At 55.3% G+C, this 15,689-nt stretch carries 15 protein-coding genes and 1 tRNA gene; 11 read left to right on the top strand and 5 right to left on the bottom strand.

The features are described from left to right. Positions 1-266 precede the first annotated feature (266 nt). Positions 267-479: a ribosome-associated protein YbcJ gene (ybcJ, locus tag CWR52_RS06805; protein ID WP_004143016.1), complete on the bottom strand. Its 213-nt coding sequence runs from the start codon at positions 477-479 to the stop codon at positions 267-269. A 1-nt stretch (position 480) separates the two neighbouring features. After that, positions 481-1,347: a bifunctional methylenetetrahydrofolate dehydrogenase/methenyltetrahydrofolate cyclohydrolase FolD gene (folD, locus tag CWR52_RS06800; RefSeq protein WP_045328445.1), complete on the bottom strand. Its 867-nt coding sequence runs from the start codon at positions 1,345-1,347 to the stop codon at positions 481-483. Positions 1,348-1,656: 309 nt separating this feature from the next. Between folD and fimA the strand changes: the two genes are divergently transcribed. From fimA to sfmF, 6 genes are all read left to right on the top strand, one after another. Beyond that, positions 1,657-2,220 (top strand): type 1 fimbrial major subunit FimA, encoded by a 564-nt coding sequence (gene fimA / locus CWR52_RS06795; RefSeq protein ID WP_104949218.1) that lies wholly within the window; start codon positions 1,657-1,659, stop codon positions 2,218-2,220. Between the two features lie 68 nt (positions 2,221-2,288). Continuing rightward, positions 2,289-2,834, top strand: coding sequence for a type 1 fimbrial protein subunit FimI (gene fimI, locus CWR52_RS06790; RefSeq protein WP_008499334.1), 546 nt, complete (start codon positions 2,289-2,291; stop codon positions 2,832-2,834). A 34-nt stretch (positions 2,835-2,868) separates the two neighbouring features. Further along, positions 2,869-3,561: a type 1 fimbria chaperone FimC gene (fimC, locus tag CWR52_RS06785; protein WP_104949217.1), complete on the top strand. Its 693-nt coding sequence runs from the start codon at positions 2,869-2,871 to the stop codon at positions 3,559-3,561. A gap of 14 nt (positions 3,562-3,575) precedes the next feature. Beyond that, positions 3,576-6,137, top strand: a complete 2,562-nt coding sequence (locus tag CWR52_RS06780; RefSeq protein ID WP_104949216.1) for a fimbrial biogenesis usher protein — start codon at positions 3,576-3,578, stop codon at positions 6,135-6,137. Then, positions 6,130-7,137 (top strand): type 1 fimbria D-mannose specific adhesin FimH, encoded by a 1,008-nt coding sequence (gene fimH, locus CWR52_RS06775; protein ID WP_104949215.1) that lies wholly within the window; start codon positions 6,130-6,132, stop codon positions 7,135-7,137. The genes CWR52_RS06780 and fimH overlap by 8 nt, the downstream gene beginning before the upstream one ends. Before the next feature lie 9 nt (positions 7,138-7,146). After that, a complete protein-coding gene (gene sfmF, locus CWR52_RS23400; RefSeq protein WP_045909722.1) occupies positions 7,147-7,668 on the top strand; it encodes a fimbria assembly protein in 522 nt (173 codons plus the stop codon). A 51-nt stretch (positions 7,669-7,719) separates the two neighbouring features. On the opposite strand, the gene fimZ is transcribed toward sfmF, so the two are convergent. The 3 genes from fimZ to CWR52_RS06750 form a co-directional block, all read right to left on the bottom strand. Beyond that, positions 7,720-8,352 carry a fimbria biosynthesis transcriptional regulator FimZ gene (gene fimZ, locus CWR52_RS06765; RefSeq protein ID WP_008499339.1) on the bottom strand — a complete coding sequence of 211 codons (633 nt, stop codon included), beginning with the start codon at positions 8,350-8,352 and terminating at the stop codon, positions 7,720-7,722. A gap of 800 nt (positions 8,353-9,152) precedes the next feature. Then, positions 9,153-9,881: a helix-turn-helix transcriptional regulator gene (locus CWR52_RS06755; RefSeq protein WP_104949214.1), complete on the bottom strand. Its 729-nt coding sequence runs from the start codon at positions 9,879-9,881 to the stop codon at positions 9,153-9,155. Between the two features lie 24 nt (positions 9,882-9,905). Next, a complete protein-coding gene (locus CWR52_RS06750) occupies positions 9,906-10,604 on the bottom strand; it encodes an EAL domain-containing protein (RefSeq protein ID WP_104949213.1) in 699 nt (232 codons plus the stop codon). A 279-nt stretch (positions 10,605-10,883) separates the two neighbouring features. Between CWR52_RS06750 and CWR52_RS06745 the strand changes: the two genes are divergently transcribed. The 5 genes from CWR52_RS06745 to yahO all read left to right on the top strand — a co-directional run bounded on the left by CWR52_RS06745 (position 10,884) and on the right by yahO (position 15,513). Continuing rightward, positions 10,884-10,960, top strand: a tRNA-Arg gene (locus CWR52_RS06745). Positions 10,961-11,439: 479 nt separating this feature from the next. After that, positions 11,440-12,456 (top strand): iron ABC transporter substrate-binding protein, encoded by a 1,017-nt coding sequence (locus CWR52_RS06740; protein WP_104949212.1) that lies wholly within the window; start codon positions 11,440-11,442, stop codon positions 12,454-12,456. Positions 12,457-12,480: 24 nt separating this feature from the next. Further along, positions 12,481-14,055 (top strand): ABC transporter permease, encoded by a 1,575-nt coding sequence (locus CWR52_RS06735; RefSeq protein ID WP_167467776.1) that lies wholly within the window; start codon positions 12,481-12,483, stop codon positions 14,053-14,055. Between the two features lies 1 nt (position 14,056). Beyond that, the gene (locus tag CWR52_RS06730; RefSeq protein ID WP_104949210.1) at positions 14,057-15,088 is read left to right on the top strand and encodes an ABC transporter ATP-binding protein; all 1,032 of its coding nucleotides are present in this window, start codon (positions 14,057-14,059) and stop codon (positions 15,086-15,088) included. A 149-nt stretch (positions 15,089-15,237) separates the two neighbouring features. Then, positions 15,238-15,513 (top strand): DUF1471 family periplasmic protein YahO, encoded by a 276-nt coding sequence (gene yahO, locus CWR52_RS06725; protein ID WP_021241596.1) that lies wholly within the window; start codon positions 15,238-15,240, stop codon positions 15,511-15,513. Positions 15,514-15,689 lie beyond the last annotated feature (176 nt).

The raw sequence follows: 15,689 nt of genomic DNA, 5'->3' as shown, positions 1-15,689 counted from the left end.
AAGCCGAAGGCACCGCGAAGCGGCGATTTACCGCCGGGAGCCCGGGTCGCCAGGGCGGTGGCGATTGAGCCGCCCTGGCACGTTCACCGGCCATGTCCTTACAGAGTAGCAAGGAACATAAAGTGAACGGAATGACCACCAGAGCCGTATGTTCCCCCTCACCCCAGCCCTCTCCCTCAAGGGAGAGGGGGTCGTCCGTGCTGGTATTATTTTGTGGGGATTCCTCAGCCCTGCGGGAGAGGGTTAGGGTGAGGGCATCAAACGGCTCAGGCCGTAACGGTTACGCTCTGGCCTTCAAAGCTCACGGTCTGCCCCGCGACAATCTTGCAGCGCTTGCGGGTTTCCACCGCACCGTCCACTTTGACAAGCCCGTCGGCAATGGCAATTTTCGCCTGCGCACCGCTTTCGCTCCAGCCTTCCAGCTTGAGCAGATCGCACAGCTCAACGTGCGGGTGTTTTCCTAATGAAAAAGTCGCCATCTTACGCGTCCTCTACGTCGTGATATTCTTCGCACGCCTGCAGGGTATTCTGAATCAGCGTGGCTACGGTCATCGGGCCTACGCCGCCCGGTACTGGGGTAATGTATGACGCGCGCGCGGCGGCGTCTTCATACACCACGTCGCCGACCACTTTGCCGCTTTCCAGACGGTTAATCCCGACGTCCACGACAATTGCACCTTCTTTGATCCACTCGCCTGGGATAAAGCCCGGCTTGCCGACCGCGACGATCAGCAGATCGGCGTTCTCGACGTGGTGGCGCAGGTTTTTGGTGAAGCGGTGGGTGACGGTGGTGGTACAGCCGGCCAGCAGCAGCTCCATGCTCATCGGGCGGCCCACGATGTTGGACGCGCCGATAACCACGGCGTTCAGGCCGTAGGTGTCGATGTTATAGCGCTCCAGCAGCGTCACGATACCGCGCGGCGTGCACGGACGCAGGCGCGGCGCGCGCTGGCACAGGCGGCCAACGTTGTACGGGTGGAAACCGTCCACGTCTTTATCCGGCGCAATACGCTCCAGCACCTTCACGTTGTCGATACCGGCTGGCAGCGGCAGCTGAACCAGAATACCGTCGATCTCTTTATCGGCATTCAGGGTGTCAATCAGTTCCAGCAGTTCTGCTTCGCTGGTGGTTTCCGGCAAATCGTAAGAGCGGGAGACGAAGCCGACCTCTTCACACGCTTTGCGCTTGCTGCCGACATAAATCTGCGATGCCGGGTTGCTGCCAACCAGCACAACGGCCAGCCCGGGGGCGCGTTTTCCGGCCGCTTTACGCGCCTTCACTTTTTCCGCGACCTCAGAGCGCACCTGCTGCGCAATCGTTTTACCGTCAATAATCTTTGCTGCCATCAGAGAGAAGATTCCGTCTGTAACGTTTGAAAGGGGGGATGCGTGTATTTTGTCAGAAGCGAGCCTCGCTGTCAGTCACCCTTTGCGCGTTTTTATCCGCAAGACGCAAAAACCCTTCTTAAGGGATGGTCAATTTCTTAGGCGGGATTAGGATGTGACCTGGCGAAATGGCAGCGTTTTGACATATTTAAAAGTTTATTCCTGAGCTACTTTGTCTCCTCCGAAATAAGCTTTCAATTACTCAATTGAACGTATTTCTTATTCCCGATTTTTCGCGGGAAGGGTTATTTACATTTTAAAGGAATAGACATGAAACTCAGCAACATTGCTTCTACTGTTATTGCAACTTTGGCCCTGGTTGCGGGTGCCGCAAATGCAGCAGATCCTGCTGCCCCGGTTTCCGTAAATGGCGGTACCGTACATTTTAAAGGTGAGCTGGTTAATGCGGCTTGTTCAGTAAATACTGATTCTTCCGAGCAGACCGTTAATCTGGGTCAATATCGTACCGCGAAATTTACCAAAGTGGGCGACACCACCTCGAATATTCCATTCAACATTGAACTGAATGACTGCGATCCGCAGGTTGCTCAAACGGCAGCGGTTGCGTTCACCGGTCAGATCGACCCAACGGACAAAACCCTGCTGGCCGTCACCTCCGGTAACAACGACAACACCGCGAAAGGCGTGGGCATTGAGATCCTCGACAGCAAATCCAGCGTGCTGACCCCAGACGGTGCAACCTTCTCTGCTGCGCAGACGCTGATCGAAGGGACAAACACCCTGAAGTTCACCGCGCGCTATAAATCAACGGCTGCCACTACCGAGCCAGGCCAGGCGAACGCTGACGCCACCTTCGTAATGAAATACGAATAATTCCTCCGCACAGGGATGTTCAGGCCTCAGGGACGAGGCCCGTCATACGCTATTGCCAGGAACGAAGGATGACAAGGACTGGAACACTACTGCTGTTAACCCTTGCGATGGCTTGCCCGGCATCGGCACATACCGTGGTGATCGAAGGTGGCAAGGTTCATCTCCGGGGTGAACTGGTTAACGGCGGCTGCGCCGTGGCGCCCGATAGCCAGAATATGCGCATCGACATGGGGCAGTACCGAACGAATTCATTTTCCGGCGTGGGCAGTTTTTCCACGGTTAACGTGCCTTTCACCGTGCGGCTGCTGGACTGCAGCGTTGATGTTTCGCGCACCGTGGGGATCCAGTTTCAGGGGGCCACACCCGCAGAAGATCCGCAGGTCTTTCTGGCGACATCGCGGCCAGGTGAAACGCCTGTCAGCAGCGGCGTTGGGCTGGCGCTCTTTGACGAGCAGCAGCGTCAGATTATCCCAAACGCCACGGCCGTCAGCTGGCTGCCGATCGATACCCGCGAGCTGGCGTTTCATTTTAGCGCCCGCTATCGGGCTATTTCCGAACACCTCGAGCCAGGCAAAATTCAGTCGGATGTCTGGTTTACGTTGATTTATCCATAACACCTGCGAACACATTATTAAAGGTACGGTTGTGATGAATACCCTAATTAAACCAGGACTTTTTTTATCGTTTATTTTAATGGTGGTTTCTGCCTGCGCGAATGCATCCGGCGGTATTGCGCTGGGAGCCACCCGCGTTATTTATCCCGCAGAGGCGAAGCAAACGTCGCTGGCGATCACCAACAGCAATAAACAGGAACGCTATTTAATTAACGCGTGGATTGAAAATGCAAACGGGCAAAAAGAAAAAACGTTTGCCGTCACGCCGCCCCTGTTTGTTAGCGAGCCGGACAGTGAAAACACGCTGCGCATTATTTACGCCGGTCCTGCGCTGCCTGCCGACCGTGAATCGCTGTTTTACATGAACGTGAAAGCGATCCCGTCAGTGAACAAAGCCAAAACGGAAAACAATAACGTGCTGCAGCTAGCGATCCTCTCGCGCATCAAGCTATTTGTGCGCCCGAACAACCTGGCGATGCAGCCGGAAGAGGCGCTTTCCCAGCTGCGGTTTGAGCGCGCGGGCAGCCATCTCAAAGTCAGCAACGCCTCCCCGTATTACATCACCCTCGTCAATCTGAAGCTGGGCGGGCAACAGCTGGATAACCTGATGGTTGCGCCGAAAAGCGCGGCTCAGCAGGTGCTGCCAGCCGGTGCCAGCGGTACGCTTTCCTGGCAGAGTGTGAATGACTACGGTGCCATCACCCCGGCGCGTAGCGTCAACCTGTGAGCAGAGTCAGGGCGATGAAAAACCACCAGAGACGTTACTGCCCGGTTGCGCTGGCGCTAATGGCTGCACTCTGGCCACAGGCTGGCTGGAGCGAAAGCTATTTCAACCCGGCCTTTTTGTCCGACGACACCGCCAGCGTGGCGGATTTGTCGCGTTTTGAACAAGGACACCAGCAGGCGCCCGGCGTTTATCGCGTGGATATCTGGCGTAACGATGAATTTATCGGGACTCAGGACGTGCGTTTTGAGCAGGCTGAGAACACGCCGCCGGTGGCGGGCGGGTTATCGCCGTGTATTACGCGGGCGATGCTCGACCGCTTTGGCGTCAACGTCGCGGCGTTTCCCGAGCTGGCTCAGGTCCAGGGCGAGACCTGCTTGCCGTTGACCACGGCCATACCCGGCAGCGAAACGGTATTCAACTTTGCCTCACAGCGTCTGGACGTCAGCCTGCCGCAGGTGGCATTGCAGAACAGCGCCCGGGGCTACATTCCGCCTGAACAGTGGGATGAGGGCATTCCCGCCGCGCTGCTGAACTACAGCTTCTCCGGCAACCGGGGAAGCGAAGACGACAGCTATTATCTCAACCTGCAGAGCGGGCTGAACTATGGCGCCTGGCGCTTGCGTAACAACGGCGCATGGCGATACACGCAGACCAACGGGCAGCGACACAGCGAGTGGCAGAATATTGGCACCTGGGCGCAGCGCACCGTGATCCCGCTGAAAAGCGAACTGGTCCTGGGCGACAGCAATACCGGCAATGACGTCTTCGACAGCATGGGGTTCCGCGGCGGACGGCTCTTCTCGTCTGACAGCATGTACCCGGACAGCCTGCAGGGCTACGCGCCCACCGTGCGCGGGATCGCCCGGACGCCCGCCAAAGTGGTGGTGCGTCAGAATGGCTACGTGATCTATCAAAGCTATGTGCAGCCGGGCGCCTTTGCGATTACCGATCTCAACCCTACCTCCTCAAGCGGTGACCTGGAAGTAACGGTAGAAGAGAAAGACGGTACCCAGCAGCGCTATACCGTGCCGTACTCCACCGTGCCGCTTCTGCAGCGTGAAGGGCGCTGGAAGTATGACCTCGTCGCGGGGGATTACCGCAGCGGTAACAGCGATCAGGACACGCCGTTCTTTACCCAGGGCACCCTGATTACCGGGCTTGCCAACGGCTTCACGCTCTACGGCGGAACGCAGCTGGCCTCACGCTATACCGCGGTCGCCGTCGGGGCCGGAAAAAACCTGGGCGACTGGGGCGCGGTTTCGCTCGATATCACCCACGCCCGCAGCCAGCTCGCGGACGACAGCAAGCATGAAGGACAGTCCCTGCGCTTCCTCTATGCGAAATCCCTTAACGGCTTCGGCACCAACTTCCAGCTGCTGGGCTACCGCTACTCCACAAAAGGGTTTTACACCCTGGACGATGTGGCCTGGCGCTCAATGGAAGGCTATCAGTATGCCGACAGCCAGGACGATAACGATGTGCCGGACGTGCAGAGCTATCACAACCTGACGTGGAATAAAAAAGGCCGCTTCCAGCTTAACGTTTCTCAGTCGCTGGGGGATTACGGCTCGGTCTATATCTCCGGTAGTGAGCAGACCTACTGGGGAACCGACGAGTCGAACCTCTGGTACCAGTTGGGGTATGCGGGGGGCGTGAAGGGGATCAACTACTCCGTTTCGTGGTCGTGGAACAAATCCGTCGGGATCGACGGTACCGACCGGATCGCGTCGTTTAACGTCTCCGTGCCGTTCAGTATCTTTACTCGCCAGGGCTATCGTCGGGACAGCGCGATTGACCGCGCCTATGCCACGGCATCTGCCAGCCGGAACAGCGATGGTGACACGAGCTGGCAAACCGGCGTCAGCGGCACGCTGCTGGAGGACCGCAACCTGAACTACAGCGTGACCCAGGGACACACCAGCACCAACGGCGCAAGCGGAAGCGCCAGCGCCAACTGGCAGGCGACCTATGGCACGTTGGGCGTGGGCTACAACTACAGCGACGATCAGCACGATCTCAACTGGCAGCTCTCCGGCGGGGTCGTCGGCCATGCCGACGGCGTGACCTTCAGCCAGCCGCTGGGCGACACCAACGTGCTGATCAAAGCCCCGGGGGCATCCGGCGTCAGCGTCGAAAACCAGACCGGCGTGAGAACCGACTGGCGAGGCTACGCGGTGATGCCGTATGCCACCGTCTACCGCTACAACCGCGTGGCGCTGGATACCAACACCATGAGCAACAACACCGATATCGAAAACAACGTGAGCAGCGTGGTGCCGACCAAAGGCGCGCTGGTGCGCGCCAGCTTTGATACCCGCATTGGCGTGCGCGCCCTGCTGACGGTGATGCGCGGTAACCAGCCCGTGCCGTTCGGCGCGGTGGTCCGTGAGACCCGGAGCGGTGTCACCAGCATGGTGGGGGACGACGGGCAAATTTACCTGAGCGGGCTGCCGCTGGAAGGCGAACTGCTGATCCAGTGGGGAGACGGGGCGCAGTCCCAGTGTCGCGCGCCTTACAGCTTGCCTGAAAAGAGCCTGCAACAGGCAATCACACTGAAGGGGATTCGCTGTGAATAAAACCCACATCTTAGGCTTGTCGCTTCTGGCACTACTGCCTGCGGCAAACGCATTCGCCACCGTGTGCGTCAATGAAAAAGGCGTGCCGACGGAGGTGCATTACGACCTGACGGATAAATTCAATAGCTCGAATAACCAGATTGGACAGGTCGTGACGCTCAGCGAGAAGTCGCAGTGGGTAGGGGTGAATGCCGTCTGCCCGAAGGGCACGGTCGGGAATACCACCAAACGTAGCTATGTGACCGACTACCCGGTAACGGGCACGAGCGATGGCTATCAGTACCTGAAGCTTAACGACTATCTGGACGGGGCTATGAAAATCACGGACAGCTATGCTGGCGTGTTTTATCCGCCCAAAAACTATATCCAGATGGGGAGCCACCCTAACGTCTCGAAAAACAAACCGTTTGGCGTGCAGGACTCCAGCCTTGTCTTTCGCCTTAAGGTGACCCGGCGTTTTATTAACATGGTGGTGATCCCGCGCGCCACCATGTTCCGCGTTTACGTCACTACCACCTCCTCCGATCCGTTGACCACGCCGGTCTACACCATCAGCTACAGCGGAACCATTCAGGTGCCGCAAAGCTGCGCCATCAACGCCGGGAACGTGGTGGAGTTTGATTTCGGTGACATTGGCGCCTCCCTGTTCAGCAAGGCGGGTGTAGGTAACAAACCGGAGGGGGTCTCATCGCAAAGCAAAACCATCGCGATCAAATGCACCAACGTGGAGGCGAACGCCATGCTGACGATGCGCGTTGAGGCGGAAAAAGTCTCTGATAATGTGCTGGTGTCGGATAACCCGGACGTCGGGTTTATCATCGCTAACGAAAGCGGGGCGCCGCTGACGCCTAACAACCTGACAAGCAAAATTCCGTTCCGCCTCGACGATAGCGCGCAGGCACAGGTAGGGATCCGGGTCTGGCCGGTGAGCGTGACGGGCAATAAGCCAGCGGAAGGGCGTTTTACCTCGCGCGGGTATCTGCGTGTGGATTACGACTAAGGAGCCGATATGCGAAACGGGATCCGTTTTATCACCGTGGCGCTTTTTGCGCTTTGCACACAGGCTCAGGCGGACACCGCGCTGGGCGAAATTAACATTCGGCTCTACGGCAACATTGTCGATTTTACCTGCGTTGCCGAGGGGAGCGACAGCGACAAGACCGTCACGCTGGGCACCTGGCCCACGAAACAGCTCAGCACTACCGGGAGCCGCACGCAGCCCATGCCGTTTACGCTGAAGCTGACCGGCTGTCCGCCGGGGGCGGCGTCCATTACGTTTTCGGGCAAAGCCGACGGGAGCAATAACGGATTGCTGGCGCTGAACGACGCCAGTACAGCGAGCCGTGTCGCGGTAGAGATCAGGGATGCGGATAAAACGCGTCTGGCTCTCCAGCAGGCCAGCCAGCCGGTCTCGGTTGATGCGCAGGGGAATGCAACATTGTCGTTTTATGCCAATTATATTGCCACTGCAGATAACCCTCAGCCCGGACGAGCCGATGCGGATGCCACCTTTATGATTAACTATAATTAGCACTGACCGCACTCCCTGCAGCTCAGATAAGCTGCAGGGAGTGAATTCAGGTTAAAGTAGCTCGTGCGCTTTGGCGTAATCAATTAATTCCACGATGCTTTGCACACCCAGCTTGGAATAAATATTGGATTTATGTGCGCTAATGGTTTTGTTGCTTAATAGTAGCTGTTCAGCAATTTCCTTATTGGATAATCCATTCGCCAGATACCGTAATACCGTGACCTCGCGATTCGATAATGGCATATCGACAGCCATCCCTTTCCCTGAACCCAAATGGTTTATAAAGTTCAGCGTTTCCGACGGGAAAAAGGAATAGCCCATCAGGATCATTTCTACGGCGTTGTAGATCTCACCCAAATCTTTACGTTTACTGACGAAGCCATTTGCCCCGGCGCGAATAGCGCGACCCGCGTAAAATAACTCTGATTTAGACGAGAGGAACAGAACCTTAATGTCTTTGTTTAAGTTTCTGATTCTCTTAAGTAAAGCGAAAGCATCCGTGCCCGTGAGTTCAATGTCAAGGATCACCAGATCGATAGGGTGATTACGGATACAGTCAAGAACTTCATGGCTATCGCCAGACTTGAGCTTGACTGTGATATTCTTATTTTTCTGTAGCAGGACTTCTATCGACATTCTGACGATAGGATGTTCGTCCATAATGATAACGGATGCCGGTTTCATTTTTAATGCCTCAGATTGTTAAAAGCGTTATGCAGAGTTTGGTAAAACTCTCGAAATGCCGGAAGGATATAATGTGCAGATCCCTATACCGTAGTATTTCCCTGGAAAGAGCGAAAGCATCCTTGTTTACGTAATGAAAAGAACTATGCCTCAGCGCGGTCATCTCATTTGGCTGGTGTTGGCAAAAAGGTTTTTCTTATTCAGATTTGGTACGCATCTTATTATACAGGGTAAGTTTTTTCCGAAAACCCTGTAAATTAATATCCGCTTATGGGTTTGTATTATCTTCTGGATCTGAATCGCTATTTTTTTAAATTTAGCGGAAATATCCTGTTATCTCATTTACCGCATATTTTCATCTTTATGTAATAACAAAAAATAACACATATCTCTTTATGTTAATAAATTGTTAACAAAAATGCGCATCATTCAGGGGGACTAATCCACGCTGATGAGGACAACAATTGCCCTCGCAGGCCGTCAGACCTTCATCTGAAAGCGCGCAGGTTGACCCGAAGGCCCACATCTCATGCACAGGAGAACATGCTATCCGCTTCGCTTTTTCCTCCTGAGCGTTCCCGCTAACCTGCTTGTTTTTACATCATTATCATCTTGTTAACGCTGTCTGCATTCACTTAACGGATGGAGGAAAGTGCTGCCGTTCGTTCAATTTGTGGCATTTCGCAAGGTTCGCGGCCATAAATTAGGAATAGTTATAATTTCGACTTTATTGTTAAAAATTAACATTTTTGAAACATGAATGGTAAGTAATTTCTTAAAGCGCTTTAGGAAATAAGAGGTTAGGACGTGAGGGAAAACGTGCAGTCTGAGAGGTTATTAAGAAGATGCAACAATTCCTGCCGATGACTCAGCCCCAGCTTCACCAGGATGCAGCTAAGACGATAGATAATGCGGCTATAAGGACGATTCTGCATAAGGGCAATCTGACGTAACGTCTTGCCCCGGGAGAGTTCCTGCAGGATCGGCCATTCATTGCGGTTGAACCAGTCTTTGTCGGAGCCCTGTGGCGGGCGGGCATCCAGCAGGCTGTTCTGGAGTGCCGCGGCGTTCAGCTGGCGCTCGAGCACATGAAAGGGACCTGCCGCTTTGCAGAAAAGGCGGGTGTCGTAATTATCGGCCCGGACTAACAGCCAGGGCGTCAGGAACGGAGGAAACAGGCTATGCCTTCTCAACTGATCCAGTTTCTCCAGAAGTCCCGTGGATCGGCTTTCAATATCCACGACCAGACGGGCAGAGGGCCACTGCGTCTGCGCGACAAGGGCGTCATCCAGCGTGGCGTAGTCGCAGCAGCTGCTCAGCGGGAACTGCCCGTTGAGAAAACCGGTGCGCAGATAGTGATCCTCCGTCACCAGAAGGATAAACGGGGCATCTGTTTTGCGGGGCTGGCTGATGGACTGGCTCAAAAATTCGAGCCGGTCGAAAAAGGGGGGAGCAAAAGGTGAGCGCGTAAATCCCAGTGCATCACTTCCTGTACGCCGCCGCCGGTAACGGCGCACTGTCATTCGCATGGCCTCCCTCCTGGAAATGGCGTTTTAATCCTCCGGCCATGTCCAGGACGGCCAGTAATATCCCTGGCCGAAGTCTGCGCCTGCCTGCAGTGCCCAGGTACGATCGCGTTCAGTCTCAATACCTTCGATAAGCACTTTCCCGGCAAGCTGAAAGCAAAGGGAAACCAGTTGCCTCAGCGCAGAGGTGTCGCGTAAACGCCAGAATGCTTCCTTATCTATTTTGATGCCGCTTAACGGAAGTCGACAGGATAAAAACGGCTGCACTAAGACGTCATCGATGTCGTCCAGCCAGATTGCGTGCCCCTGTCTGCTCAGCTGCTGCAGATTCTGAACCACAAGCTGCTTGCGCGCGACAGACAGCGCCAAAAAAGCCGCAGGGTCGACAAACTCAATATTGAGCGGCACGCTGGGGAGTCTGATAAGACGCTGAAAGGACGCAGGCTCTGTCAGGACGGTTATCGGCAGATTAATAAAAAGGTTATGACCGTGCGGCGTATTTTTTAACGTGGCAAGCTGCGCTTCAAGCAGTGTTATCGACCACTCAGCGGACCGATCGCAAAAAAAGTCCTCACTGTGCCGCGTGTCGGCCAGAACGCTAAGGACCTCGACACCAACCTGGCGCAAGGAGGTAAGGGCGACGATGGGCTCAAGCTTAATGCCGACGATGTCCTGAGAGAGGTACTGTAACCGGGGGGGCGTATCGATCAGGTTTTGCGCTGTCACTCCATTGTCCTGTTGTCTGTCAGCCTCCAGGCGGCCGGGATACCTGACTCTAGTGTGACGAGCTGACGTACAGGAAAACAGCAGGCGTTACTTAAATGCAACTAAGCCTTTTCGCAGCGCTAAATTTTACGGTAAAACGGGGATAAATGTTGAGAAAATAGCCGTATTTACAATCGGCTAGCGGTAATTGCCCCTGAAAACGGAAAAGGCATTGACTCACCTGCCATTGACCGTATAATTCTTCGCGTTTCACCGCCGCGAAGTACACGCTTCATCAGTGCGCCCTTAGCTCAGTTGGATAGAGCAACGGCCTTCTAAGCCGTAGGTCGTAGGTTCGAATCCTACAGGGCGTGCCATTTAGTCTCAGGTATCTACGTCTCTCCCTCTCCTTACTCTTTTCGAACGGTATTATTCAGGCTGCAGACAAAGCGCATTTTGTGCGTTTCGTACGGCGTCGCTACGCTTGCATGGGCTTGCAATGGTGAGAAATGTAGGCCGGGTAAGCGCAGCGCCACCCGGCAAGTAAGGCGGCTATATTATTAATGGCAGAGTTTGTCATCAGATTCATTATTCTTCCCTTATCAGATAAATAACCGCGAAATAAATAGAAGCCTAATCAAAAGCCGTTATCACCAACCTTAAGGTTTTCTTAATCTTTATTTTTCTCCCTTTTCAATTCTGGATTTTTATCATTTCAAATTCCATAAAAAAGAAATTTTACACTTTTACGCGTAAACTGGATTGATACTAATTATCATTAGCGTTGTTGTATGCTTTAATCCTGTCCCACAAAGCTATGAGTGGTTACTCCCGTTGGTCTATTAAGGATATGTTCATGAATTCTCGCCTGCTGTCCTGCTTCTCGCTTGCCTTGTTGTCTTCATCCCTTTTCCTTTCCACACAATCGGTTGCCGCCGATAACAACGACGGCATCGTTGTCTATAACGCGCAGCATGAAAACCTGGTGAAGTCGTGGGTTGACGGTTTTACCAAAGAAACCGGGATTAAAGTGACTTTGCGTAATGGTGATGACAGCGAGCTGGGTAACCAGCTGGTTCAGGAAGGCAGCGCATCGCCGGCAGACGTATTCCTGACGGAAAACTCGCCATCCATGGTGCTGGTGGATAACGCTAACCTGTTTGCACCGCTGGATGCCGACACTCTGAAGCAGGTACCGGCAGAGTATCGTCCGGCGCACGGCCGCTGGATCGGCATTGCCGCCCGCAGCACCGTATTCGTCTATAACCCGGCTAAGCTGAGCGAACAGCAGCTGCCTAAATCGCTGATGGATCTGGCGAAACCCGAGTGGAAAGGCCGCTGGGCGGCATCTCCTTCAGGCGCGGATTTCCAGGCCATCGTGAGCGCGATGCTGGCCCTGAAGGGCGAAAAAGCCACCCTGGAATGGCTCAAGGCGATGAAAGCCAACTTCGTGGCCTATAAAGGTAACAGCACGGTGATGAAAGCGGTCAATGCCGGTCAGATTGATGGCGGGGTGATTTATCACTACTACCGCTTTGTCGATCAGTCCAAAACCGGTGAAAACAGCAAAAACACCCAGCTCTACTACTTCAAACACCAGGATCCGGGCGCGTTCGTGAGCCTCTCTGGCGGCGGCGTGCTGGCGTCCAGCAAACACAAAGCGCAGGCGCAGGCCTTCATCAAATACATTACCGGTAAAGAAGGTCAGGAAAGCCTGCGTACCAACAACGCCTTTGAATATGCCGTGGGCGTGAACGCGGCCTCAAACCCGAAACTGGTTCCGCTGAAAGATCTTGATGCGCCGAAAGTTGAACCTTCAATGCTCAACAGTAAGAAAGTTATCGAGCTGATGACGCAAGCCGGTCTGCTGTGATCCTGAGAGTGAAGTGAACGTCTTATGTCTGGTCTGAGTCTCGACATCGGAAAAAACAGAGTGCAGGAGCCTGCCCGCAGGCGTCCTGCACTGCCGATGGTTGCGTTAGCTGTCTTATTTTCATTACTGGCGCTTCTGCCTTTGGGTTTTATCATTGCCATTGGCATTGAGACGGGCTGGGAAACGATAAAGGCGCTGGTGTTTCGCCCGCGGGTGGCTGAGCTGCTCGGCAACACGCTGTGGCTGACGGCCCTGGCGGTTCCGCTGTGTATTGTGACGGGCGTGGCGATAGCCTGGCTCACCGAGCGCACGCAGCTTGCCGGGCGAGGGATCTGGCCTGCACTGGCGGTCGCCCCGCTGGCGATCCCCGCGTTTGTGCAAAGCTATGCCTGGGTGAGCGTTGTTCCGTCCATGCACGGGCTCTCCGCGGGCGTGTTTCTCTCCGTTCTGGCCTACTATCCCTTTATCTACATGCCGGTTGCGGCGGTGCTGCGCCGCCTTGACCCGACGCTTGAAGATGTGGCCGCGTCGCTCGGTACCCCGCCGTGGCGGGTCTTTTTCCGCGTGGTGCTGCCCCAGCTCAAGCTGGCTATCTGCGGCGGCGCGCTGCTGGTGGCGCTGCACCTGCTGGCGGAATATGGCCTGTACGTGATGATCCGCTTTGATACCTTCACCACGGCAATTTATGACCAGTTTCAGTCTACCTTCAGCGGCCCGGCGGCAAACATGCTGGCGGGCGTGCTGGCGTTATGCTGCCTGGCTATCTTAGTGCTGGAAGGCGTGACGCGTGGAAAGGCACGCTACGCGCGCATTGGCGCCGGTGCCGCGCGCGAACAGAAACGCTGGCCGCTGAAACCTGCGGCTGCCGCGCTGGGGCAGCTGTTTTTCATCGTGCTGATCGTGCTGGCGCTGGGCGTGCCGTTAGTTGTCCTGTGTCGCTGGATTTGGCTCGGCGGGGTGGAAAACTGGATGAGTGCCGATCTCTGGCACTCGCTGCGCCAGACGCTGATGCTCGGCGTGGGCGGCGCGCTGCTGACGACGACGTGCGTGATCCCTATCGCGTGGCTCGGTATCCGCTATCCGCACCGTATCTTCCGGATGCTGGAAGGGTGCATCTATATCACCAGTTCACTGCCGGGCATTGTCACGGCGCTGGCGCTGGTCACCGTCACCATTCACTACGCCCGCCCTATTTACCAGACGGAAATTACCCTGTTCCTGGCCTACCTGCTGATGTTTATGCCCCGAGCGCTCATCAATCTGCGGGCGGGAATTGCGCAGGCGCCGGTCGAGCTGGAAAACGTGGCGCGCAGCCTGGGCAGCACGCCCGCGAAGGCGCTCTGGAGCGTCACGATGCGGCTGGCCGCGCCGGGTGCGGCGGCGGGAGCCGCGCTGGTTTTCCTCGGCGTCAGCAACGAGTTGACCGCCACGCTGTTGCTCTCTCCCCTGGGCACGCGCACGCTCTCCACCGGATTCTGGGCGCTGACCAGCGAGATTGATTATGTGGCAGCGGCACCTTACGCGATGCTGATGATCCTGATTTCCCTCCCGCTGACCGCCATTCTCTATATGCAGTCGAAGAAAATTGCAGGGCTATGACATGCTTGAATTAACCGCCATTTCTAAATCGTTTGCTGATGTGCAGGTGCTCGACAGCTTAAACCTGAGCGTTGCGCCGGGGAGCAGAACGGCCATTGTCGGGCCGTCGGGGTCGGGTAAAACCACGCTGCTGCGTATTCTTGCCGGGTTTGAGACGCCCGACACCGGACGTATTGTCATGCAGGGAAGCACGCTGTTTGATGAAAACCGTTTTGTCCCTGCCCACCAGCGCGGGATCGGCTTTGTGCCACAGGAGGGCGCGCTGTTCCCGCACCTCAACGTGGCAGACAACATTGCCTGGGGGCTGGACGGGACCCGCCACGAGAAGCGTCAGCGCGTTGAGGCGCTGATGGAGATGGTCTCGCTGGACAGGCAGCTCGCCACGCACTGGCCCCACGAGATTTCCGGCGGACAGCAGCAGCGCGTGGCGCTCGCCCGTGCGCTGGCCCAGCGTCCTTCACTGATGCTGCTGGATGAGCCGTTCTCGGCGCTGGATACCGGCCTGCGCGCGATGACGCGTAAGGCAACGGCCGATCTGCTGGCCGAAGCGGGCGTGGCCTCGATTCTGGTCACCCACGACCAGAACGAAGCGTTGTCTTTTGCCACGCAGGTTGCCGTCATGCGTTCCGGACGTTTCACGCAGGTCGGGACGCCTTATGAGGTCTACACCCGTCCCGTTGACGAAGAGACGGCACTGTTTCTTGGTGATGCGCTAATCCTGCCTGCGCAGCTCACCGCGGGCTACGCTCTATGCGCCCTGGGTGAGGTGCCCACGGACAACGCGCAGGCGACAGGGCAGGGCAGAGTGATGCTGCGCCCGGAGCAGCTGAGCGTGACGGCATGTGCCTCACATGAAAGCCCAATCTCCATTCTTGATGTGGATTTTACCGGCCACCTGTCGACGCTCACCCTCGGGCTCGCCGGGCAGCAAGAGCCCGTGACCCTGAAGACCGTCAGCCAGCCAGGATGGAACCCGGGCGCGGCGGTACGCATTGATATTGCTGGCGCCGCGCGCGTATTCGATTATTCTTAATATTCGTTAATAATTTCATGCAATGGGTTGTTATAAAAGAATTTTCCCGAAAGAATGGCATTTCCTGAGATTCTCTACCATGCTCATAAAACCTCACCATAATGAGTGAGGTTTTTCGTAGTTGCTGATTAATCTCAAGGAAAAAGGTTATGAAAAAGACGACTGCTATTTTGTTGGGAACGGCGTTACTGTTTACGACCAATGCTTTTGCTGCCCAACTGCTGACTAAAAATGAGTTCAAGAAAGTCGAGTCTCAGTATCAAAAAATCGGTACGGTAAGCACTTCAAATGAAGTATCGGTTGATGATGCAAAAAAAGAACTGATTGAGAAAGCTGATAAGCAAGGCGCGGATGTTCTGGTGCTCACCTCAGGGAACACCAACAATAAAATTCACGGTACGGCCAATATCTACAAGAAAAAATAACGTCACTGCAGCCACCCCGTGTTCGGGGTGGTTGTTCCTCACCCTGTCTCCCCATCTCTTCTTGTTGTTCGCGGTTACGCTTGCTAACGCATAGATAATGCGTATAGTTCTCATTTGCATTGCTATCAATACATTCTAAGGCCCGACTACGGGTCATTTTTGCGCGCACTTTCAAA

It is taken from the genome of Enterobacter sp. SGAir0187, assembly GCF_002952735.2.
Lineage (GTDB): Bacteria > Pseudomonadota > Gammaproteobacteria > Enterobacterales > Enterobacteriaceae > Enterobacter > Enterobacter quasiroggenkampii.
The sequence above is the reverse complement of the archived record's forward strand: the minus strand, read 5'-3'. Positions and strand labels throughout refer to the sequence as shown.